20 protein-coding genes and 1 tRNA gene are annotated in these 20,231 nt (G+C 60.4%); 9 read left to right on the forward strand and 12 right to left on the reverse strand.

The window, feature by feature from the left end; translation table 11 throughout:
• The first annotated feature begins 671 nt into the window (after positions 1-671).
• A complete protein-coding gene (locus tag BZL41_RS27690; protein WP_143518004.1) occupies positions 672-1,172 on the forward strand; it encodes a hypothetical protein in 501 nt (166 codons plus the stop codon).
• Positions 1,169-1,732, forward strand: a complete 564-nt coding sequence (locus BZL41_RS01265) for an ImmA/IrrE family metallo-endopeptidase (RefSeq protein ID WP_095597619.1) — start codon at positions 1,169-1,171, stop codon at positions 1,730-1,732. Before BZL41_RS27690 ends, BZL41_RS01265 begins: the two co-directional genes overlap by 4 nt.
• A gap of 66 nt (positions 1,733-1,798) precedes the next feature.
• Here BZL41_RS01265 and BZL41_RS01270 read toward each other — a convergent pair whose 3' ends face one another.
• Positions 1,799-2,041, reverse strand: coding sequence for a helix-turn-helix domain-containing protein (locus BZL41_RS01270; protein ID WP_095597620.1), 243 nt, complete (start codon positions 2,039-2,041; stop codon positions 1,799-1,801).
• A gap of 150 nt (positions 2,042-2,191) precedes the next feature.
• Between BZL41_RS01270 and BZL41_RS01275 the strand changes: the two genes are divergently transcribed.
• A complete protein-coding gene (locus BZL41_RS01275; protein ID WP_095597621.1) occupies positions 2,192-2,611 on the forward strand; it encodes a hypothetical protein in 420 nt (139 codons plus the stop codon).
• Positions 2,612-2,982: 371 nt separating this feature from the next.
• Here BZL41_RS01275 and BZL41_RS01280 read toward each other — a convergent pair whose 3' ends face one another.
• The 7 genes from BZL41_RS01280 to BZL41_RS01305 all read right to left on the reverse strand — a co-directional run bounded on the left by BZL41_RS01280 (position 2,983) and on the right by BZL41_RS01305 (position 8,518).
• On the reverse strand, positions 2,983-3,165 hold the full coding sequence (locus BZL41_RS01280; RefSeq protein WP_095597622.1) for a hypothetical protein: 183 nt from the start codon (positions 3,163-3,165) through the stop codon (positions 2,983-2,985).
• Between the two features lie 4 nt (positions 3,166-3,169).
• Positions 3,170-4,444: a hypothetical protein gene (locus BZL41_RS01285; RefSeq protein WP_095597623.1), complete on the reverse strand. Its 1,275-nt coding sequence runs from the start codon at positions 4,442-4,444 to the stop codon at positions 3,170-3,172.
• A gap of 157 nt (positions 4,445-4,601) precedes the next feature.
• A complete protein-coding gene (locus BZL41_RS01290) occupies positions 4,602-5,198 on the reverse strand; it encodes a helix-turn-helix domain-containing protein (protein ID WP_095597624.1) in 597 nt (198 codons plus the stop codon).
• A gap of 6 nt (positions 5,199-5,204) precedes the next feature.
• Entirely contained in the window at positions 5,205-5,624 is a 420-nt protein-coding gene (locus tag BZL41_RS27695) for a hypothetical protein (RefSeq protein ID WP_143518005.1), read from the reverse strand.
• Between the two features lie 124 nt (positions 5,625-5,748).
• Positions 5,749-6,345 carry a recombinase family protein gene (locus BZL41_RS01295; RefSeq protein WP_095597625.1) on the reverse strand — a complete coding sequence of 199 codons (597 nt, stop codon included), beginning with the start codon at positions 6,343-6,345 and terminating at the stop codon, positions 5,749-5,751.
• Between the two features lie 159 nt (positions 6,346-6,504).
• The gene (locus BZL41_RS01300; protein ID WP_095597626.1) at positions 6,505-8,331 is read right to left on the reverse strand and encodes a site-specific integrase; all 1,827 of its coding nucleotides are present in this window, start codon (positions 8,329-8,331) and stop codon (positions 6,505-6,507) included.
• A gap of 110 nt (positions 8,332-8,441) precedes the next feature.
• Positions 8,442-8,518 (reverse strand) — tRNA-Arg (locus BZL41_RS01305).
• A gap of 371 nt (positions 8,519-8,889) precedes the next feature.
• On the opposite strand from BZL41_RS01305, the gene gabD reads away from it, so the two are divergent.
• The 3 genes from gabD to BZL41_RS01320 all read left to right on the forward strand — a co-directional run bounded on the left by gabD (position 8,890) and on the right by BZL41_RS01320 (position 13,304).
• On the forward strand, positions 8,890-10,341 hold the full coding sequence (gabD, locus tag BZL41_RS01310; protein ID WP_095597627.1) for an NADP-dependent succinate-semialdehyde dehydrogenase: 1,452 nt from the start codon (positions 8,890-8,892) through the stop codon (positions 10,339-10,341).
• 250 nt (positions 10,342-10,591) lie between these two features.
• Positions 10,592-11,872 carry a 4-aminobutyrate--2-oxoglutarate transaminase gene (gene gabT / locus BZL41_RS01315; protein ID WP_095597628.1) on the forward strand — a complete coding sequence of 427 codons (1,281 nt, stop codon included), beginning with the start codon at positions 10,592-10,594 and terminating at the stop codon, positions 11,870-11,872.
• 244 nt (positions 11,873-12,116) lie between these two features.
• Positions 12,117-13,304 carry an HDOD domain-containing protein gene (locus tag BZL41_RS01320; RefSeq protein ID WP_095597629.1) on the forward strand — a complete coding sequence of 396 codons (1,188 nt, stop codon included), beginning with the start codon at positions 12,117-12,119 and terminating at the stop codon, positions 13,302-13,304.
• Here BZL41_RS01320 and BZL41_RS01325 read toward each other — a convergent pair.
• A complete protein-coding gene (locus BZL41_RS01325) occupies positions 13,301-13,717 on the reverse strand; it encodes a hypothetical protein (protein WP_095597630.1) in 417 nt (138 codons plus the stop codon). The genes BZL41_RS01320 and BZL41_RS01325 overlap by 4 nt on opposite strands.
• Before the next feature lie 214 nt (positions 13,718-13,931).
• On the opposite strand from BZL41_RS01325, the gene arsS reads away from it, so the two are divergent.
• From arsS to BZL41_RS01340, 3 genes are read left to right on the forward strand one after another with little or no spacing between them, the layout of a single operon-like run.
• Positions 13,932-14,885, forward strand: coding sequence for an arsenosugar biosynthesis radical SAM (seleno)protein ArsS (gene arsS, locus BZL41_RS01330; RefSeq protein WP_218224365.1), 954 nt, complete (start codon positions 13,932-13,934; stop codon positions 14,883-14,885).
• Positions 14,886-14,907: 22 nt separating this feature from the next.
• Positions 14,908-15,945 (forward strand): methyltransferase domain-containing protein, encoded by a 1,038-nt coding sequence (locus tag BZL41_RS01335; RefSeq protein WP_095597632.1) that lies wholly within the window; start codon positions 14,908-14,910, stop codon positions 15,943-15,945.
• A 51-nt stretch (positions 15,946-15,996) separates the two neighbouring features.
• Positions 15,997-18,135, forward strand: a complete 2,139-nt coding sequence (locus BZL41_RS01340; protein WP_095597633.1) for an FAD-dependent oxidoreductase — start codon at positions 15,997-15,999, stop codon at positions 18,133-18,135.
• A gap of 4 nt (positions 18,136-18,139) precedes the next feature.
• On the opposite strand, the gene BZL41_RS01345 is transcribed toward BZL41_RS01340, so the two are convergent.
• From BZL41_RS01345 to BZL41_RS01355, 3 genes are read right to left on the reverse strand one after another with little or no spacing between them, the layout of a single operon-like run.
• Complete coding sequence (locus BZL41_RS01345; RefSeq protein WP_095597634.1) at positions 18,140-18,307, reverse strand: rubredoxin; 168 nt, start codon at positions 18,305-18,307, stop codon at positions 18,140-18,142.
• Positions 18,304-19,020, reverse strand: a complete 717-nt coding sequence (locus BZL41_RS01350) for an NAD(P)H-dependent oxidoreductase (protein WP_095597686.1) — start codon at positions 19,018-19,020, stop codon at positions 18,304-18,306. Before BZL41_RS01350 ends, BZL41_RS01345 begins: the two co-directional genes overlap by 4 nt.
• 17 nt (positions 19,021-19,037) lie before the next feature.
• Complete coding sequence (locus BZL41_RS01355; RefSeq protein ID WP_095597635.1) at positions 19,038-20,105, reverse strand: fatty acid desaturase; 1,068 nt, start codon at positions 20,103-20,105, stop codon at positions 19,038-19,040.
• Between the last annotated feature and the right edge of the window lie 126 nt (positions 20,106-20,231).

Below are 20,231 nucleotides of genomic sequence, written 5' to 3' on the forward strand. Positions count from 1 at the left end.
GATTGGATATTGGTCAGTATCTTGGGCTTTCTCCAACGATCTCTTCGCTGCTCCGGCTCCTTCACCGTCGAGCACGCCACTTCTACAGCCCTTGGCCAAACGCTTTCAGGCCTCGTCCGAGTCCTTTGGAGCACCGATCAACCTATGGACGGCCTCTGATCTTGCTCGCCGTATAAAGCGGCCTGTTTCTTCGAGAGATGTTGTTTCGCAGTCGGGCGATATGGCTAGCTATTCAACCGAGATAGCTTGCTCTGGCTGCCTGTGAATGATGGCCCCTGCACCCACATACGTATGATGACCGGAAAGGCATGGCAGAAATGAGAAAGCCCACCGCGTGGTGGGCTTTGCGTAGGGAGAGGCTCCCCTTAAAAGATGGCGCATCCGGCGGGATTCGAACCCAGGACTGGCTGACGCCTCATTTGCTGGCCCGCCGGCTATACGCCGGCATGAGTGGATCACGTGCATGGGGACAGTTGATGGCTCACCGAATCTACGTTGCTGAAAGGAGGACGGCAATAGGAAGGAATTTTTGCTTGACCAATACTGTATGTGCGTACAGTATTGCTGTGTCTGCATCTCGTTTACTGCATGCTCTTGATGATGGCACAATGCTAGCCCCTATTTAGTCAAGCATTTGCTTTAATTTCCAAGGGTATTAGGAGTAAACAATCGTGCAGGGTGGCATTCTTCATCGCATCGCAAAAATTTCAGCGTTCGTGTTCAGTGGTTTTGCTGGCGGTGCGCTTACCCCTTGGATTCTCGGGTGGATTCGTAGCGTAAGCGTTGCAACACCCTCCGATGCTTATGCGATTGCGAATACTTATATAGTTTTTACAACTATCATTTTTGTAGGGATTACCGTTCTCTTGGCTATAGCTGGCTATGTGATTACCCAGCATTTTTCCACGGCCAAGGCTACTCAAGAGCATCAAATTATTGATGAACTTAAGGAGCGTGTGAAGGTCGATGAAGGACTGGGAATTAAGCTGGCAAACGCCATGCTTGAGAATCCCGATGTAACTGAACATCTGAAGTCTGTGCTTAATGAAAAGGTGAAACAGCTTATTAACGATCGCCTTGCTGATAGCCAAGGAGCACTAGCTCAGGCCCAAGCACAAGAGCGTGCACTAAATGGATTAGCCGCACAGCTTAATGGTGGAGGTGGAGAGTGACAGCGCAAAATTTCAAGTCAGCTGCTGAGCTCCTCGCTAAGTATGAGGAGGAAGCAGGCATCAAGTTAAAGGCGCCGATCAATGTTGATGATTTGGCGAAGTTCTTGAATGTTCGAGTTGAAGAGGACATCTCTCTAGAGCTTGAGGATGCCATTGGGCAAATTTGCTTTCACGATGGCGACGAAGCTGTGGTATCTATTAATCCAATACAGAATTCCTATGAGCCTAGAAGGCGCTTTACTCTTGCTCATGAGTTGGGGCATTTTTGCCTTCACACTGACAAGGTAAAGAGTGGATTTAAAGATAATCGAAAAACCATGAGCAGGAGCCTCTCCTACTGGGATTCTAAAGAGTCTGAGGCCAATAGTTTTGCCGCTCAATTGTTGATGCCTAGAAACTTGATACTGGAGCATGGTCAAGAAGTTATTGACGAATATAAGGCCCGTCATGGAGTTTCCGCCATGCCTGCCGCTATATTCACCGCACGCCTAGCCTCCTTGTTTAAGGTGTCAAATAAGGCTATGGAGTATAGATTAAAGAATCTAGATATAATCAAATAAGGCCCGAGAGGGCCTTATTTTTTTCCGCCTTTTGTCTTGGTTAAGGTCCAGTGGCTATTTGGGCCGTTACTGATCGGTGCTAAGCCGAACTAGTAGCAGGGCTGGCTCAACATCCAGAGCCATTGCGATCCGCTCGATATTGTAAATCGTCACGTTCTTCTCCCCCCGTTCCAGCATCCCCACATAGGTACGATGCACACCGGCTGCCTCAGCCAGCTCTTCTTGAGAGAGACCAAGCTCAAGGCGTCTACGCCGCACATTGGCGGCGTAGACGGTGACAAGGGCGCATTGCTGAGGTTTGACGGGCATCCGCCCAATGTCAGCGTATGCATACCATGATTCTACATACTATGATTAGCAGGCGGGACTTCTTCCTCATCTTTCGGCTATGCCAGTCGGCTGCCAGTTTCGAGGATGCCCTGCTGTAACCCTCCCGCTCAACACCCAAGGAGTTTGGTTGTGCGTAAATCGGTGTCTCTGCTGTCCATCCTTGCTTTCTCGTCACTAAGCCTATCGGGTGCTGGTTATGCCCAAGATGACCACAACGCTCGCCTTACAACGATATATAAGTACTTTGCCCCAATAGATATTGCCCATATCACGGGCTGCAAACGGCATGACATCTTGGGTGACTACCTGAATGCGCTGACTGACTCCATGGCGGCCAATCCAAACTTTCGAAAAGAGGCAGGCGGAGAGGTCATGGACTACATAATCTCTCAGTCTGAGCGAGAAAAATTTATAGCTGGATACGATCGAGCCACCCCAGGCGACTATATTTTCTCTATGTGTGACAAAAATATTGCTACCGCGCTTGAGGACTTGGCCGATCTAAAAAGGATAATCGCTAGCTTCAAAGCTCATGCTGCTTCGCGTTAGTTTGGCCGCTGCCACTAACTAGCCTTAGTTTCAGCGGATTTTCAATAACGAGGCATTCAGAGGTGCCTGTTAACAAGATGAATTTCTGCTGAGCACCCTTGGAGCTAGTGAAGGCTTGAAAGCTGCCGGCGCTAAGTATCTCAACTGCGTCGAGGTGGTCAATTAGTTCGCAAGCACTCTCATAGCTAATTAAGCGATGTTGCATGATGTACTCCCCGTGGGTTGTTGTGTCCGATCACATTACCAGGGCTATGGGAGGGGTGTAAGACTGCCGAAATTTGTTCCGGCTATGTATAATGCGTAACGTCCAAGCTCGTAATTAAGTCAGCGGTTAGTTACTTCGACTAACCGCTGACTCTTTTCATTCCGCCTCACTCCTCTTGTTGTTCGTAGTCGTCCGCTTCGTCATAAGTCGGGTCGCCCTCGTCGTACACCGGGTCTTGATCCGGACCGTCTTTGTCAATCTGCGATTCTTCGTAGTCCTGATCGATGCTGTCAGTGCGCGGAGCGGGCTCTGCGGTCGCGCTGAGCGCGAAAAGGGCCAGCGCTGCCACCCATCTAGCCGTAATCACTGAAAAGCTCTCCTACGCTCTCGTAGAGCGTTTTACCGCCGTCTCTCGCCGATTCGCTGGCGTAGTCCGGAACAGTCTGTTTTCCCCGGGCCTTCTTGAGGATGTCGGCGGATATTCCGTGCTCCTTGGTGCAGTACCCAGCCCACCACCGTGGGTTGCTGATTGCCTCGATGTGGACGGTAAGATTGCCGAAGCGCTGCCGGTATCCCTCGGCAAGTGCCGACCTGAGCGCCAGCCTAACCTCTTCGATGCGGTCAGCCGGGATGCGCACAATCCCGTGTAAGTGAAGCGGGTGGTTCTCGGTGCTGGCGCCGTGGGTGTACTCCAGATTGAAGGCAAGGTCAGTGCTGATCCCCAGTTTTGCTAGCGTTCGTTGGATGATCTCCGCAAGGTGGTTAGCCGGGCCTCGCTTCGCAGCGAGCGCCTTTGTCGCTGTGCGGTGATCCAGGCGAATGGTCACGGCAACTGCGTCAGGTTGACGGGCCAGCCAGAGCAACCGGAAGAACTGTTTGATTTCTGCCGGCACATGCTTCGACCAGTCAGCCAGCTTGCCGGAGCCTTTCCCTGCGTATGACTGTGCCACTTGGTCGATGAAACTGATCTTGGCTTCAATCTGAGCTATCTGCTCATGGTCAAGGTCTGGGTCTAGTTCGCTAATAGCTGCTACACCCTGCTCGCGCATGCCTTGGAAATTCGCTAGAAGCCCCGCTTTATGGGCGTTTGGGAGCCGTATGGATGCGGTGCGTCGCTTGCCGTTTTTTGCATCTACTCCCGATGGGGCAGCCGCTGATCCAGAAGATTTTTTTGCAAGAGAGCGCTTTCTGGTGCCTGAAGCGGGGGAGGAAAAGGCTGCCCAATCTTTGGGCTTGGAAGCGTTCACTGGCAAAAAGCTTGGTTCGTACTCTTCATTCGCAGAGGGATCGGCGGTCGAGAAGGCCGCCCACCCCTCGGGCTCAGGAGTGTTCACTGGCAAAGAAGCTGGTTCATTCTCTTCTTTCTCGGCTGGCTCGGGGAGTGAGGGTGCTGACGGCCGACGATACTTGGCCAGAAGTTCATCACACATCTCGTCTAGCTCACGATCCAGCTCCTCGGGGGTCTTATGGAGCCGCTCGCTCTCGACTTGGAGCGGGATGTCTATCTCGCCCGCGTGCTCTTTGATGAGCAGCGAATGGCCGGTGTCGGGGTATAGCGTTGCTTCGAGTTCATCAAAAAGCGCTTCGCGCTCTTCCTCGCTCAGTGTATGTCCTGTCTTCTGTTGCATTGCCCGTGCTCGTTGTGGTCGCTCGTCCCTCTGCCCGATTTTCAATTTCTGGTCGTCCGCAGAAAGCGCTATGGGGTCGAGTCATCTTCGTTCTTCTAGGGTTTTGACAACCGGGCCTGTGGTGTCAGGTTCGGCCCGGTGTCGGCTCGGTGTCTCGCTACTCGTGCACCAGCTCCACTACCTCATCGTCCTCGGGGCTTCGCTCATTCAGTAGGGGATTGCCGGTGATACGTTCTGCTGACTCCCTGCGTTGCTGCTCTCGCATTACCCGAACGTCCTCGTCGGTCATGATCCGAATACGTAGCTCGGAAAGCTGCTCAACGTGGGTAGCCTCTGCCAGCCTTTCAAGGGGAAGGGCGCGACGGCTGACCTTCTGCGTAAGGTCGAGGGCCGTTGCCGCTGCTACGGTCGTGCGCATCATCTGATAGGGCGTGCTGGTGCTGGGGTCGAGCGCTTCGAGCGTTTCCACCGTTTTTTCCCTGATCAGTCGGGCAAGGGCGATGTCCTCCAGGGCGAGCGCTGCGGCTTGCCCTTGCACCGTTTCCAAATCAAAGGCGGCATTGAGCATGTTCTGCCGGGCTTGCTCAATGAGGGCTTCGGTTGCAGCGCCAGCAACAGCGCCCCGTCGCTTGAGTATCCGCTTGGTGGTCGAGAGGGATAGGTCGAGCTGGGCTGCTATTGCCGGGCACGAGTAACCAGCCTCGCGCAGTATCACGGCCTGAGCCTCAATGTCTGGCTTGGTCTTGCGGCTCATGGCTGGTCAGTCCTCGATGATGCGGAGCGCTTTCGGGAGGCCGGCCAGGGCGTTTAGCTCGTTCGAGAGTTCGTGCCAGTTGTTGCGCACGTTGTAGAGCGGGGCGCGGGACAGCATCGCGATGTTCTTGAGCTGTACCGGGGCGATGTCATGAATGGTTTGGCCCTGTCTGGACAAGGCTTCAAGCGTGGCGTTGATGATGTTATGCCGAGTTCTGGCGCGTTGGGCGCATCCGGCAGCAGGCTGATTCTTACAGGGGCGATTGGATTTGATGCCGTGAGTTCGGCAGAAGTGGTAAGCGGCGTCTTTTGTCCAACGTGAACCGTCGGAGCGAGGGGCGAAGTTATTGAGGTGGTCAGCTAGGCGGGAATAACTGCCGTTGTCGGATTGCATGAACTTGCGGGCAGCTTCTACTAGGTTGTGCATTTGTTACTCCTAAGTAACGGTGTATGAATTCGGCTCTTCGATAGGTTTACCTCGCATGTTTTTGGTTGATGGCGCTGATCAAAAATTTCAGCGCCAAAATTTTATCGTGTGTTGTGTTTCGCGTCTAGCTTGCTGGCTGGAGTTGCTGGTCGTCCATATGCTGGAACTTCTGGCAGGCGCGCTTGACTGCAGCAGTTGAGATTGAAAACTCTGCTGCTGTTGCGCTGATAGTGGCTGCGTTGTTTCTTCTCCAGGCGGCTACTTCTGCATCATTGATTCTTTTAGGCGCCCCCAGCTTGCGCCCTTCATCCTTTGCCCGGTTTATTCCTGCCATCTGACGAGCCTTGATGTTGGCCCGTTCCAGCTCTGCAACGGCAGCCAACATAGTCAGCATCATCTTTCCAACATCGCTGGAAAGGTCAAAGCCTTCTCGCAAAGAAACAACTGATACTCCCTTGGCTTTCAGGGCTTCAACGGTTTCAAGCACGTCAATGGTATTGCGTCCGAGCCGGTCAACGGCAGCAACTACAACGGTGTCACCTTCCCGGGCGTATTTGTGCAGCTCTTTGAAGCCGTTTCGGTCAAGCGCTTTGGTCGCTCCGCTAGTGGCTTCATCGCTAAACCACTTGGCCACGTTGTAGCGTTGGCTGATAGCGTGCCGCTGGGCTTCGATTGATTGACCATCGGTACTTACACGGGAGTAGGCGAGGATTGCTGACATTGTTCCACCTGATTGGCTCATAAAGCTGGATCAGATTATGAGATGTGGCTCAATGAAAATCAACACTTCTGATCTATCGTGAGAGCCCCATTCTTTGGCCGATGTTCGCCCCAATCAGAAGGGCTCAGAAGGTGTACCTTTTGAGCCACACAGCCAAACCTACTCCGGAAGCCGCTCTGACTGATTCAGGCCGAATTCTGCACGGTGCGCCTTAACGCATGGGGCAACTATGTGGCCCAAACGCCGCTCAAAATCAGCATATGTGACTTGAGAGAGGTCTACAGGGAAGTCGACGCTGTGTAGGATTCGGTGCTTGTTCTGCATGTAAAAACCTGTCCCGTAGGTGGCCGACTCATTTCTGTCTGGGTCGGAATGCCCGGTCAAGGCTGTGAGCACGTTGAGTGCCTCCGCGCTGGTGTTGCGCACTAAGTCAACGAAAGTATGCCGAAACGTGTGGAACTTCTTTTTATCCGTCTTGCCGTTCTCCAGGCGCTTGCGGATACCCACACTATAGAAATACCCGCCAGACGGCGTGCTATCGCTAGGCATCCGGGTAAAGAAAGTTGTTGCTTTGCTGCCCCAGCCTTTCCCAGCGTGGTAAACGAGCCCGTCAGAGAACAACTTTTCCCTGTCTTCTCGCCGAGCCTGCTCTACAAAATCTAGAAAGCCCATGCGGATAAGCTCGTCATGAATTGGCAGGTGACGCCTACTGGACTTGTTCTTGAGCGCCTTCGGTAGTGGCTTATCCTTCGGGTCATCGGCAATGTCGATGATCCAGATACCCGTTCGGCGATCTTGACGAACGTCTTCTGTATCTAACTGGCAAATCTCATTCAGGCGTCCACCCGTATAGAGCCCGAGCAGGGGTAGCCAAAACTGATAGGGGTAAACGTACTTGAACGAGCCGCTATCAATGCCGGTATAGAGATAACCATTGAAAATTGCGGATAGGTCTTCGGGTGTAAAAGCCTTCTCTTCGGATGAGGGGGCTTCGTACTCAATATGCGGCTTGTCCGTCTTCGCCGGGTCTACTGTGGTAAATCCACGCTTGTAGGCAAACTTATGTAGTACGTCCAGCCGCAGAATGAGCTTCTGAAGGGTTGCAGCCCCCAAGCGCTCGTCGCCTGGCCCAGCCAGGATAGTCTCAGGCGGTGAGTCAGGCGCTGGTAGCTTCACCCCGCGCGATAGCTTCACCTCCTTTGCAAGCATGTATAGCTGATTGAAATCCTCAAGCGACAGTGCACTGACTGGCCTGTTCTCGCTGAGAATGTTCAATCGACAAGCGTGCCCCCGCTCATCCACATAGGCACTTTTGGAGATGGGCTTGCCCCGTTTGTCCTCAGACTCCCGGTGAAGATTCCACAGCTCATACAGCGTAGGGCTGGCTGTTTCTGCTGGGCGCGCCGTGTTGACCGGTTGTGGTGTGTTTGCTCGCCCTTGTTCAAGCGCCAGCGCCTTGAGCCGCTCCGGAAGCAGTTTCGCAAAGAGCCGATAGGGCAGGCTTCGACCGAAGTCGAAGAGCTGTTCCGCAAGCTCCTGCTGATGGTTAGGGATCGTCCGCTTGCTGCTTCCGGTGAGCACTTTTGCAATCAATGCCCGTCGCTGCTGCTCGTCGTCTTCGCGGCGTTCTGCATCGGTAATAGGTGAGTCCGACTGCTCGGGCTGCTCCGTTGAGGGACTGCTCCACGATCCCCACGGCTCCGAGCTGCCAGCTCCCTCAATCTCAGCCGCCCAGGCTTCGATATCTTCGTCTGTGATTTGGTAATCGTCGCGCTCAACCATAGTAAGCACCTTGTCAAAGGCAGCCTCATAGCGGGCGGCGAACTGTCGAGCACGGCGAAGCGCCAGCCGCTGGCTGTCTGTTTTGAGGGAGCGCCGAATTTCTCGCTGGAAGCCCAATGCGCTGCGCAAAGGCAGCGGAACGACGATACGGAAGTAGAAGGTTCCGTGACGGTTCCGGGTGATATAAGCGGGCTGTGCTGGCATGGGTTCGCACCTCTGCGATGCCCCACCTACGAGCACCACTCAGTGTCACACCAGCGATTCCGGAGCAGTGATCGTCAGTATTTTCATGCCTGACAAGCACTTAGGGAAGATGGCGCACCCGGCGGGATTCGAACCCACGACCCCTGCCTTCGGAGGGCAGTACTCTATCCAGCTGAGCTACGGATGCAGCGCGGGCGCCATGATACGCATCTCGGGCGCTCTCGTCCAATGTGTACTGTTTTGTTCGCGATCTTGAACAATCTGATGGCTCTAGTAGCGAAACTGCTCAGCAAAGTATCAGATCGTTGAATATTTCGTTGTTTTTTCCGAACATCCTATTGCCCTTTGTCGCGCTCGACCCTAGGATTCGTTTGAGATTTCAAACGCCTTCCCTGGCAGTGGGGTGGAACGGGTGAGTGTGATCGGGCTCCTTGCTTCCAGTGCTGCCGCAAGTCTTTATCGGCGCGGTGTTCCGCGCGTGAATCGCTTGGTCGGGCTCCGGCACGGCCATAACAAGTACTGCCCGGCGCACCGCGTCGGTGTGAAGGAGATCGCCCCATGCAACTGAAAGATGTCTCCCTGTTCCGCCAGCAAGCCTATATCGACGGAACTTGGCAGGACGCCGACAACGGTCAGACGATCAAGGTCAACAACCCTGCGACCAATGAGATCATCGGTACCGTGCCCAAGATGGGGCGTGCGGAAACCCGCCGCGCCATCGAGGCCGCCGAGCGGGCGTTGCCGGCCTGGCGTGCGCTGACCGCCAAGGAGAGGGCGAATAAGCTGCGTCGCTGGTTCGAGCTGATGATGGAGAACCAGGACGACCTGGGCCGGTTGATGACCCTCGAGCAAGGCAAGCCGTTGGCCGAAGCCAAGGGTGAGATCGCCTATGCCGCTTCCTTCATCGAATGGTTTGCCGAAGAAGCCAAGCGCGTTTACGGCGATACCATTCCTGGCCACCAGCCGGATAAGCGCATCATTGTGATCAAGCAGCCGATCGGCGTGACCGCAGCCATCACCCCCTGGAACTTCCCGGCGGCGATGATCACCCGCAAGGCGGGCCCGGCCCTGGCCGCCGGTTGCACCATGGTGATCAAGCCGGCCAGCCAGACGCCGTTCTCCGCGCTGGCGATGATGGAGTTGGCAGAGCGGGCCGGTATTCCGAAAGGTGTGCTGAGCGTTGTTACCGGCAGTGCCGGTGAAGTGGGCGGTGAGCTGACCAGCAACCCGATCGTGCGCAAGCTGTCTTTCACCGGCTCCACCGAGATCGGCCGCCAGCTGATGGCTGAGTGCGCTCATGACATCAAAAAGGTGTCCCTGGAGCTGGGTGGCAACGCACCCTTCATCGTCTTCGACGACGCCGACCTGGACGCCGCCGTGGAAGGCGCGCTGATCTCCAAGTACCGCAACAACGGCCAAACCTGCGTTTGCGCCAACCGCCTGTATGTGCAGGATGGCGTCTACGATGTTTTCGTCGAGAAGCTCAAGGCGGCGGTGGCCAAGCTGAAGATCGGCAATGGCCTGGAAGAGGGCGTTACCACCGGTCCGCTGATCGATGACAAGGCCGTGGCCAAGGTGAAGGAGCACATCGACGATGCGCTGAACAAGGGCGCTAAGCTGGTCGCGGGCGGCAAGCCCCATGCCTTGGGCGGCAGCTTCTTCGAGCCGACCATCCTGGTCGATGTTCCGAAGACCGCTGCAGTGGCCAAGGAAGAGACCTTTGGTCCGCTGGCTCCGCTGTTCCGCTTCAAGGACGAGGCCGAAGTGGTTGCCATGGCCAACGACACCGAGTTCGGTCTCGCTTCCTATTTCTATGCCCGCGATCTGTCCCGCGTATTCCGCGTGGCTGAAGCGCTGGAGTACGGCATGGTCGGCATTAACACCGGGATCATTTCCACCGAGGTGGCGCCGTTCGGCGGCGTGAAAGCGTCCGGCCTGGGCCGCGAGGGTTCCAAGTACGGCATCGAAGACTACCTGGAGATCAAGTACCTCTGCCTGGGTGGCATCTGAGGACCCATGGCTCTTCTCCGCGAGGAGGAGGGCCGGGAAGAGGCCGCCGGTCATCCCTCCGGCCTTTTCCGCCCCGCCGAGGACCGGCTGGGGTGTGAACGAGGGTTCCGGCCTACCCGGCCGAAGCCCTGTTGCTACTCCGAGCGCACGTGGGGCGCGGCAGTCGATCATCGTATGCTGCCGCGACCGGTGACGGGCGCATTTTTCATCCTTGAATCCGGCCGCACGATGAACGGCCAATGAGGAGCCCATGAGCAAGACCAACGAATCCCTGATGCAACGCCGTGTAGCTGCTGTTCCGCGGGGCGTCGGACAGATCCACCCGATCTTCGCCGCCAAGGCGGAGAATGCCATCGTGACCGACGTGGAAGGCCGCGAGTTCATCGACTTCGCCGGCGGCATCGCCGTGCTCAACACCGGTCACCTGCACCCGAAAATTGTGGCGGCGGTACAGGACCAACTGACCAAGCTGACCCATACCTGCTTCCAGGTCCTCGCCTACGAGCCCTACGTCGAGGTTTGCGAGAAGGTCGCCGCGCGCGTGCCGGGCAACTTCGCCAAGAAGACCCTGCTGGTGACCACCGGCTCCGAGGCGGTAGAGAACGCCGTGAAGATCGCCCGCGCCGCCACCGGCCGCGCCGGGGTGATCGCCTTCACCGGCGGCTACCACGGCCGCACCATGATGACCCTGAGCCTGACCGGCAAGGTGGTGCCCTATTCCGCTGGCATGGGCCTGATGCCTGGTGGCGTCTACCGCGCCCAGTACCCCTGTGAATTGCACGGCGTGAGCGTCGACGACGCCATGGCCAGCATCGAGCGTATCTTCAAGAACGATGCCGAGCCGCGTGACATTGCCGCGATCATCATCGAGCCGGTGCAGGGCGAAGGTGGCTTCTACGTGGCGCCGAAGGAGTTCATGCAGCGCCTGCGCGCGCTCTGCGACCAGCACGGCATCCTGTTGATCGCCGACGAGGTACAGACTGGCGCCGGCCGTACCGGCACCTTCTTCGCCATGGAGCAGATGGGTGTCGCGGCTGACCTGACCACCTTTGCCAAGTCCATCGCCGGCGGTTTCCCGCTGGCCGGTGTCTGCGGCAAGGCCGAGTACATGGATGCCATCGCACCCGGCGGTCTGGGCGGCACCTATGCCGGCAACCCGCTGGCCTGCGCCGCGGCTTTGGCGGTGATGGAAGTATTCGAGGAAGAGAACCTGCTGGATCGCTGCAAGGCGGTCGGCGAGCATCTGGTCACTGGTCTCAAGGCCATCCAGGCCAAGCACAAGTCCATTGGCGACGTGCGTGCCCTGGGCGCGATGATCGCCGTCGAGCTGTTCGAAGGTGGCGATGTGCATAAGCCGGCCGCTGCGCTGGTCGGCCAGATCGTCGCCAAGGCACGCGAGAAGGGCCTGATCCTGCTCTCCTGCGGTACCTACGGCAACGTGTTGCGCATCCTGGTGCCGATCACCGCGCCGGATGAGGTGTTGGACAAGGGCTTGGCGATTCTTGCCGAGTGCTTCGACGAACTCGCCTGACCTCACTGCGATCGCTCCCCTGGATAACCTCCATGGGAGCGATCCCGTGCTTCCTTCAATTCCCTTCCGACAACCTTCTCCCAGGGCGGCCAGCCGCTGCTGCGAAGCGACCTCGGTTTGTTGATCCGCGGCAAATCGGCCCGTGAAAGCTGTCCGGAAAGACAGACTTTGGTATCGGTCGCTCTATCATTCGGGCCATCACCCAGTAGACTTTCATCGTTCTGTCACCCTCGAGTGCGCCTCCATGTCCGTTCCCGCTCCCTATGTCCTGATCGTCGAAGCCGAGGCGGTTACCGCCGACCTGCTTCAGCGCTTGGTTCGGGAGGTACGGACGGATGCCGAAGTCGTTGCGATGACCGACGGGAAAGCCGCACTGGTTGCCTGCGAGCAGCGCCTGCCCGACCTGGTGATTGCCGATGGCGAGTTACCCGGCCTGCCGGGCCTGGAGTTGTTGCGCGCATTGCGTGGCCAGCCACGGGCGGTGGGATTGCCGTTCGTGCTGATGAGCGCACGTCTCGATGCGGCCAGCGTACGGGCCGCCCTGCCGTTGGCGCCATCCGCCTATCTGGCGCGTCCGCTGGACCCGGCCAAGCTGCGCCAGCGTCTTCACGGCCTGTTGGGGATTGCGACCGATACCGTGGAGAAACGAAGCCTCGACGACTACCTAGACAGCGTGCGTCTGCAAGGGCAGGGCGCACCCTTGCTCGGCGAGGTCCGTGTCGCCGTCGGGCAATACCTGCAAGCGAGTGAGAAGAGCCTCAGCGAACTGAACGATGCGTTCGCGCGTGATCCGCAGATCACGGCACGCCTGATCGCCGTCGCCAACAGCGCCGGCCAGCACCGGGGTGCGCCTTGTCAAACGCTGATGCAGGCGCTGCCGCACCTCGGGGTCATGCGCGCCCTGAATCTGGTGCTGAACCTCAGCCTGCAACGCAGCGCCAGTCTGCGCGATGAGCGTCTGGCGGAGCGGGCGGGCAAGGCTTGGGCCAGGGCGCAGCAGAGCGCCGAACTGGCCCACTGGCTGGCGGGCGAGCTGGCTCTGGATGCGGAGGTCTGCTACACCGCCGGCCTGCTGCACAACTTGGGCGATCTCGCCCTGCTGCGCAGTCTGCAGGACTGGCGCAACAGCGGAGGCGGGCTCCGCGACGCCGAGATCGACCGGGCCATGGCGCAGCACGCGTCCGGTTTCGGTTCCGCGCTACGCGTCCAGTGGCGCCTGCCGATCGGTCTGCGCGAGCTGGTCTCGGCGTTCTACGGGCTCGGCCAGAAGGCGTTTTCCCGTGAGGCCCTGGTGCTCAACCTGACCGGCCAATTGATGAATCTGCCGCCGGACAAAGCGCCCCTGGCCCTGCTCGAAGCCCGCGCGGCGCGCCTGTTGCGCCTCAAGGCGGATTTGCTGGAGAGGTTGCCGGCCGATCTGTTCGCTTCCTAAGCCGTTCTGAAGGTGCGGGCGAAGATCAAGGTACCGACACCCCAGGTTGCGTTGATCACGAAACCGAGCAGGAAGCGCGGTGGCAGCGCGGCGAGTTCCAGCCCTTGCCCCTTTAACGGACGGACCACCAGCAAGGCCACGGCGGTCAGGGCGAGGCCGCCGAACAGCAGCGCCTTGAGCCAGGGTTGCGGTTTACCCGCCTCCCAGCGCAGCAGCCAGAGCATCACCACGCCCCAGACGCCGCCCCAGAACGCGGCGGACAGCCAGGCCGGCACGGCCAGCGGCACCGTGGGCTGGGCATTGAATGGTGCGAAGGGAATCACCCCATAGGCATGCAGCAGCCCGACCACGGGTTGGTGGAAGCAGAGCACGGCGAGGAAGCCGGCGGCGAAGAACAGGGCGAAGCGTGGCATCGGGATTCTCCTCGATTGGGCACCCGTGCAGTCTGGTCGCTTTCACCGGATTTCGCCTGCCATGCCCTGGACGGTTTGTCATATCCGCTAATTCTTGCGCCGCCCAATGCCCGGCATGAACGCTATGCTGAACCCCGTTCGTTCCATGCTGTAACAAGCCCAAGGGGCCGGACTCCATAGTTCATCCCCTAACAGGAGACGGCCCGTGCACGCCATGCTGCCCCTGCTCGACCGCCTGGCCTTTCCCGCGATCCGCCGTGGCGCGCTGGAGGCCCTGCAGGTCAACCTCACCTACCGCTGCAACCAGCGCTGTCTGCATTGCCATGTGAATGCCGGGCCGACGCGTACGGAGAGCATGAGTGACGAAACCCTGGACATCCTGCACCGCGTGATCGATGCACACCCGGTACACACCCTCGACCTCACCGGCGGCGCACCGGAGCTGCATCCGCGCTTCCGCGACATCGTCCGCCACGCCCGTCGCGAAGGCTTGCGGGTGATCGACCGCTGCAATCTGACCATCCTCGGCGAGCCCGATCAGGAAGACCTGGCGGCCTTCCTGGCCGGGCAGGGCGTTGAGATCACCGCGTCGCTGCCCTGCTATTCGAGGGAAAACGTCGACCGCCAGCGCGGCGAAGGCGTGTTCGCGGCGAGCATCGCCGGACTGCGGCAACTCAATGCCCTGGGCTATGGCGAGGCGGGCAGCGGCCTGGTTCTCAATCTGGTCTACAACCCTCAGGGGCCGAGCCTGCCGCCGCCCCAGGAGAAGCTGGAAGCCGACTACAAGCGCCACCTGATCGAGGACTTCGGCATCCGCTTCGACCACCTGTTGTGCATCACCAATCAGCCCATCGCCCGCTTCGGCAGCACCCTGGTGAGCAAGGGGCAGTTCAACGCCTACATGCAACTCCTGCGCGATAGCTACCGTGCGGAGAACCTCGACGCGGTGATGTGCCGCTCGCTGATCAGCGTGGACTGGCAGGGCTACCTCTACGACTGCGACTTCAATCAGATGCTCGACCTGCCGTTGCAGCTGATCGGCCGCGACCGCGCCCATTTGCGCGATCTGCTGGGCTCGATGCTGGCGGGCAACCCCATCGTCACCCGCGACCACTGCTTCGCCTGCACCGCCGGGCAGGGCTCCAGTTGCGGCGGCGCGCTGGGATAGTCATCGAACGGGAAACAAGACCATGCGCGAAGACGTAAAGACCTACTACGGCCAGACCCTGCAATCCAGCGCCGACCTGAAGACCAGCGCCTGCTGTACTGCCACGCCGCCGCCGGTGCATCTGCGGACGGTCCTGGCCAGGCTGCACCCCGAGGTGTTGGAGCGCTATTACGGCTGCGGCCTGATCGCACCCCAGGCGCTGGAAGGCTGCCAAGTACTGGACCTCGGTTGCGGTGCCGGGCGCGATGCCTACTGCCTGTCCGCCCTGGTCGGCGAGCGCGGCGGCGTGACCGGCGTCGACATGACGCCCGAACAACTGGCCGTGGCCCGTCGGCACCAAGCATTCCATTCACAGGCGTTCGGCCACGGGCAATCCAATCTGCGTTTCATCGAAGGCGATATCGAACGCCTGGACGAACTGGGCCTGCCGGCCGACAGCTTCGACGTACTGGTCTCCAACTGCGTGATCAACCTGGTGCCGGACAAGGCGCGGGTGCTGGCCGAGGCGTGGCGTGTGCTCAAGCCCGGCGGCGAACTGTACTTCTCCGACGTGTACGCCGACAGACGGATACCCGCCGCGCTGGCGGACGATCCCGAGCTGTACGGCGAATGCCTCGCCGGGGCGCTCTACTGGAACGACTTCCTGTGCCTGGCCAAGGCGGCCGGTTTCGCCGATCCGCGTCTGGTGGAAGACCGCCCCATCGCGCTGGACGGCTCGATTGCCGTGCGCATCGGCCCTGTCCGTTTCTTTTCCGCCACCTACCGGCTGTTCAAGCTGGAGGGGCTGGAAAGCGCCTGCGAGGACTACGGTCAGGCGGTGATCTACAAGGGCACCCTGGCCGAGCAGCCGGAGGTTTTCGTTCTCGACAAGCACCACCGCATCGAGCGCGGCCGGGTGTTTCCGGTCTGCGGGAACACCTGGCGCATGCTCCGGGACAGCCGTTTCGCCGCCCATTTCGACTTCATCGGCGACTTCTCTACTCATTTCGGCCTGTTCGAAGGCTGCGGCAGTACCCTGCCGTTCGACATGACGGCCGGCACCGCCGGAGGCTGCTGCTAGCCGGGAAAACCTTTAGATCGCCGGCCAACGAACTTCGTACCCAGGAGCGTCATGAACACCCGCAAGCTTCTCCTGCTTAGCCTGATCCTGACGCTGATCGTCGGCTTCTTCGCATTCGATCTGGCGGACTACTTCACCCTGGCCAACCTCAAGGCCCAGCAGGCGGCGCTCGATGCCCGGGTAGAAGCGCATCCCTGGCAGGCGGCCATGCTGTTCTTCCTGGCCTACGTGACGATCACCGGGCTGTCGCTGCCCGGGGCGGCGCTGATGACACTGCTGGCCGGCGCGCTGTTCGGCCTGCTGGAAGGCTTCCTGCTGGTGTCCTTCGCCTCCACCCTCGGCGCGACGCTGGCCATGCTGAGCAGCCGGTTTCTTCTGCGCGACTGGGTGCAGGCGCGTTTCGGCCGGCGCTTCGAGGGCATCGACGACGGCGTGCGTCGGGAAGGCGCGTTCTACCTGTTCGCCCTGCGCCTGGTGCCACTCTTCCCGTTCTTCCTGATCAACCTGGCCATGGGGCTCACCCGCTTGCCGGTGAGAACCTTCTGGTGGGTCAGCCAGCTCGGCATGCTGCCGGGGACCCTGGTCTACGTGAACGCCGGACGCGAGCTGGGCCGGCTGGACTCGCTGGGCGGCATCCTCTCGCCGGGGCTGCTCGGCGCCTTCGTGCTGCTCGGCCTGTTCCCGTTGCTGGCACGACGCCTGCTGGATGCGCTCAAGGCGCGGCGGGTCTATGCCGGCTGGGCGCGGCCCAGGCGTTTCGAGCGCAACCTGCTGGTGATCGGTGCGGGCTCCGGAGGGCTGGTCAGTGCGTACATCGCTGCGGCAGTGAAAGCCCGGGTCGGGTTGGTGGAAAAACACCGCATGGGTGGCGACTGCCTGAACACCGGCTGCGTGCCATCCAAGGCCCTGCTGCGCTCGGCCAGGTTGGCGGCGGAGCTGAAGAAGGGTGAGGCGCTGGGCTTTCGAGGCGTGGCTGGCGAGGTGGACTTCGCCGCGGTGATGGCGCGCGTGCAGCGGGTGATCGGTACCATCGAGCCGCACGATTCACCGCAGCGCTACCGCGAACTGGGCGTCGAGGTGATTCACGGCGAAGCGCGGATCGTTTCGCCCTGGAGCGTCGAAGTGAACGGCCGGGTGCTGACCAGCCGCAACCTGATCATCGCCGCCGGAGCACGTCCCAAGATTCCGGATATCCCCGGCCTGGCCGACCTGCAGCCCTACACCTCGGACAGTATCTGGAGCTTGCGCGAGCAGCCGAAGCGTTTGCTGGTGCTGGGTGGCGGGCCGGTCGGCTGCGAGCTGGCGCAGGCCTTCCAGCGCCTCGGCAGCCAAGTCGTCCAAGTGGTGCGCGGCCCGCGCCTGCTGCCTCACGAAGATGCCGACGCGGCCGAGGCGGTGATGGCCGGACTGCGCGCGGACGGAGTCGAGCTTCGCCTGGAACATACGCCCGAGCGTTTCGAACGGCATGATGGCGAGCCCTGCCTTATCACCCGTACCGCATCGGGCGATGAGGAACGCATCCCCTTCGATACCCTGCTGCTGGCCCTCGGCCGGGTGGCCAATGTCGAAGGCTACGGGCTGGAAACCCTGGGCCTGGCCGTGCGCGCCGACGGCACCCTGGAAACCGACGGATACCTGGCCACGCGCTTTCCCAACATCTACGCGGTGGGCGACGTTACCGGTCCCTATCAATTCACCCACTTCGCGGCGCACCAGGCCTGGTATGCGGCGGTCAACGCGCTGTTCGGCGGCTTCCGGCGCTTCAAGGCGGACTACCGGGTGATTCCCCACTGCACTTTCACCGACCCCGAAGTGGCGCGGGTCGGCTTGTCGGAAGACGAGGCGCGAGCGCGAGGCATTGCCTACGAGACGACCCGCTACGGCCTTGACGACCTCGACCGGGCGATCACCGACGAGGCCGCCCGTGGCTTCGTGAAGGTGCTTACCGAGCCCGGCAAGGACCGTATCCTCGGCGTGACCCTGGTTGGCGAGCATGCCGGCGACCTGATTGCCGAGTACGTCCTGGCGATGAAGCACAACCTCGGGCTGAACAGGATCCTCGGCACCGTCCACGCCTACCCGACCCTGGCCGAGGCCAACAAGTACGCCGCCGGCGAGTGGCGCAAGGCCCACGCGCCGCAGATGGCGCTACGGCTGCTGCAACGGTTCCACCGCTGGCGGCTCGGCTGAGCCGTCAGGCCAGCTCGCGCATCTCGAAATCCCCCTTGCTCACCCCGCAATCCGGGCACAGCCAGTCGTCCGGCACCTCCGCCCAGGGTGTGCCGGCGGGGATACCTTCCTCCGGCCAACCCTTGGCCTCGTCGTAGATCAGGCCGCAGACGATGCAGATCCAGGTCTTCATGCCGGAGCCTCCGTGAACGGGTGGAGCTGGCGGTCGAAGTCGGCCATCGACGGGAAGCGCAGGGGCTTGAGGCGATCCAGGTTGTTCAAATGCAGTCGGTAGCTGTCGAGGATTTTGCGGCGCGCGTCGTCGCCGATGTAAGGCACGTGATACGCCGGAAATGGCGGCAGCACGCGGAAGCCGACATAGGCCAGGGTGCCGCGTTGCAGCGGGCGCAGCATGGGCTCCCAGTCGCCGTGAATGGCGTCTTCGTTGGCGAACATGTGCGACTGCCCGCCCAGGGTGAAGCTGAGCAGCGCACGCTTGCCGGTCAGGCCGCCCCGGTCGTAGAAGCGCAACCCGCCGTAGCAGACGCCGGAAACCAGCACCCGGTCGATCCAGCCTTTCAGGATCGCCGGCACCGAGCACCAGTACAGCGGGAAGTTGAGAATCAGCAGATCGGCCCAGAGCAGCTTGTCCAGCTCACCGGCGATATCGGCGGCGAGGGCATTGCCCGCATGGGCGTGGCGCTGCTCCAGGGCATAGACCAAGTAATCCGGGTCGTTGCGGGTCTGGAAGTCGGCGGCCGAAGCCACCGGGTTCCAGCCCATCGCATACAGGTCGGAGACCTGCACCGCATGGCCGGCCGCGGTGAGGGTTTCGACCGCGAGGTCCTTCATGGCGGCGCAGAAGGACTTCGGCTCCGGATGGGCATGGACGATCAGGACGTTCATCGGGTTTTGCGACATGGTCAGGCGGCCTGGGTATGTTGTGCGGCCTGCCGTTCCACCGGACTCCAGCGGTTGGCGCGGGCGAAGGTGCCGAAGTCGTTGAAGCGCACGCCCATCTCGCGCATCACCTTGTGCGCTGCCGGCGCGGTCATCTGGCGGATATAGAAGGGTTCCTTGACCACGAAATGGTGAATCGCATGGGTGCTGCCGAAGTTGAAGCAGAACGCCTGCAGCGGCCACAGCCACCAGGGGTTGAGCACCTGGGTCTGCTGGATCACGTTGCCCGGCTCGATATCGCCGTAGTAGTGCATGTTGGAGCTGACGAAATGCAGGCAGAAGGTGCGCAGGACGTTCGGGCCGACCAGCACCACCACGGCAGCGTTCACCACACCCATGACTTGCAGGGTGGTGGCCGACCAGTCGATGGGCGCGCCGGCCGCCGTTGCGACGGCGTCGACCAGATGGAAGCCGAGGAACAGGTACCAGATGCCCCAGTTGATCAGGCCGAGCGGCGCATAGCCTTTCAGGGTGCGCAGGACGATGCTTTTCTTGTGCGCCCAGGTCGGTGCGCGCAAGAAACGGATGAACGACGACATCATGTTGTCGCCCACCATCAGCAGCCGGGCCAGACCCCAGGGCTCGCCGTTGGTGATGGCGCGCTCCTCGACGTCGGTGGCGCTGCCGGAGATCTTATGGTGGTTCAGGTGCAGCTCGCGGCGAATCCAGGGGCTGATGGTGCTCGGTCGGGCCAGCCAGACCAGGGCCAGCATCAGGTTGTGTGGTCCGCGCTTCTTGCGGAAGTACATCGAATGCAGCAGGTCGTGTTCCAGTTCGTGGGTCAGCGACGCGAAGAAGGCGTTGGCCAGCAGGCAGGCCCACCAGGCGATCATGCCGTTCACATAGAGCGCCGCGGCGCCGATCATGCCGGCCAGGGCGAAGGCCAGGATGCCGGCACCGAGGGCGTCCTGATGCTTCAGGATTGGGTAGCGCCGGCGCAGTTCCTCGCCATGGGCCATCACCACTTCGCGGATATACGCGGATTTCTGCTGGTCATTCTGCAGATCGCGGCTTGCGGGAGTCGGGGTCATGCTCGCATCCTCTTGTTATCGTCGCGCACGCGGAGCGCACGTCAGGGCACGACGCTACTCTGCATCGTCATGCCGAAGCCGGCCTGACCCTGGACGCCAACCTGTTGACCGGACACGCCAACCTGC

Origin of the sequence: Pseudomonas sp. PIC25, assembly GCF_002286785.1 — a bacterium.
Taxonomy (GTDB): Bacteria; Pseudomonadota; Gammaproteobacteria; order Pseudomonadales; family Pseudomonadaceae; genus Pseudomonas_M.

What these genes read in the sequence shown, in the direction of transcription:
- BZL41_RS01270 (WP_095597620.1), bottom strand. Translation starts at nt 2,041, where the DNA reads ATGCCCGTCAAACCTCAGCAATGCGCCCTTGTCACCGTCTACGCCGCC.
- BZL41_RS01285 (WP_095597623.1), bottom strand. Translation starts at nt 4,444, where the DNA reads ATGCAACAGAAGACAGGACATACACTGAGCGAGGAAGAGCGCGAAGCG.
- BZL41_RS01290 (WP_095597624.1), bottom strand. Translation starts at nt 5,198, where the DNA reads ATGAGCCGCAAGACCAAGCCAGACATTGAGGCTCAGGCCGTGATACTG.
- BZL41_RS27695 (WP_143518005.1), bottom strand. Translation starts at nt 5,624, where the DNA reads ATGCACAACCTAGTAGAAGCTGCCCGCAAGTTCATGCAATCCGACAAC.
- BZL41_RS01295 (WP_095597625.1), bottom strand. Translation starts at nt 6,345, where the DNA reads ATGTCAGCAATCCTCGCCTACTCCCGTGTAAGTACCGATGGTCAATCA.
- BZL41_RS01300 (WP_095597626.1), bottom strand. Translation starts at nt 8,331, where the DNA reads ATGCCAGCACAGCCCGCTTATATCACCCGGAACCGTCACGGAACCTTC.
- gabD (WP_095597627.1), top strand. Translation starts at nt 8,890, where the DNA reads ATGCAACTGAAAGATGTCTCCCTGTTCCGCCAGCAAGCCTATATCGAC.
- gabT (WP_095597628.1), top strand. Translation starts at nt 10,592, where the DNA reads ATGAGCAAGACCAACGAATCCCTGATGCAACGCCGTGTAGCTGCTGTT.
- BZL41_RS01320 (WP_095597629.1), top strand. Translation starts at nt 12,117, where the DNA reads ATGTCCGTTCCCGCTCCCTATGTCCTGATCGTCGAAGCCGAGGCGGTT.
- BZL41_RS01325 (WP_095597630.1), bottom strand. Translation starts at nt 13,717, where the DNA reads ATGCCACGCTTCGCCCTGTTCTTCGCCGCCGGCTTCCTCGCCGTGCTC.
- arsS (WP_218224365.1), top strand. Translation starts at nt 13,932, where the DNA reads ATGCTGCCCCTGCTCGACCGCCTGGCCTTTCCCGCGATCCGCCGTGGC.
- BZL41_RS01335 (WP_095597632.1), top strand. Translation starts at nt 14,908, where the DNA reads ATGCGCGAAGACGTAAAGACCTACTACGGCCAGACCCTGCAATCCAGC.
- BZL41_RS01340 (WP_095597633.1), top strand. Translation starts at nt 15,997, where the DNA reads ATGAACACCCGCAAGCTTCTCCTGCTTAGCCTGATCCTGACGCTGATC.
- BZL41_RS01345 (WP_095597634.1), bottom strand. Translation starts at nt 18,307, where the DNA reads ATGAAGACCTGGATCTGCATCGTCTGCGGCCTGATCTACGACGAGGCC.
- BZL41_RS01350 (WP_095597686.1), bottom strand. Translation starts at nt 19,020, where the DNA reads ATGAACGTCCTGATCGTCCATGCCCATCCGGAGCCGAAGTCCTTCTGC.
- BZL41_RS01355 (WP_095597635.1), bottom strand. Translation starts at nt 20,105, where the DNA reads ATGACCCCGACTCCCGCAAGCCGCGATCTGCAGAATGACCAGCAGAAA.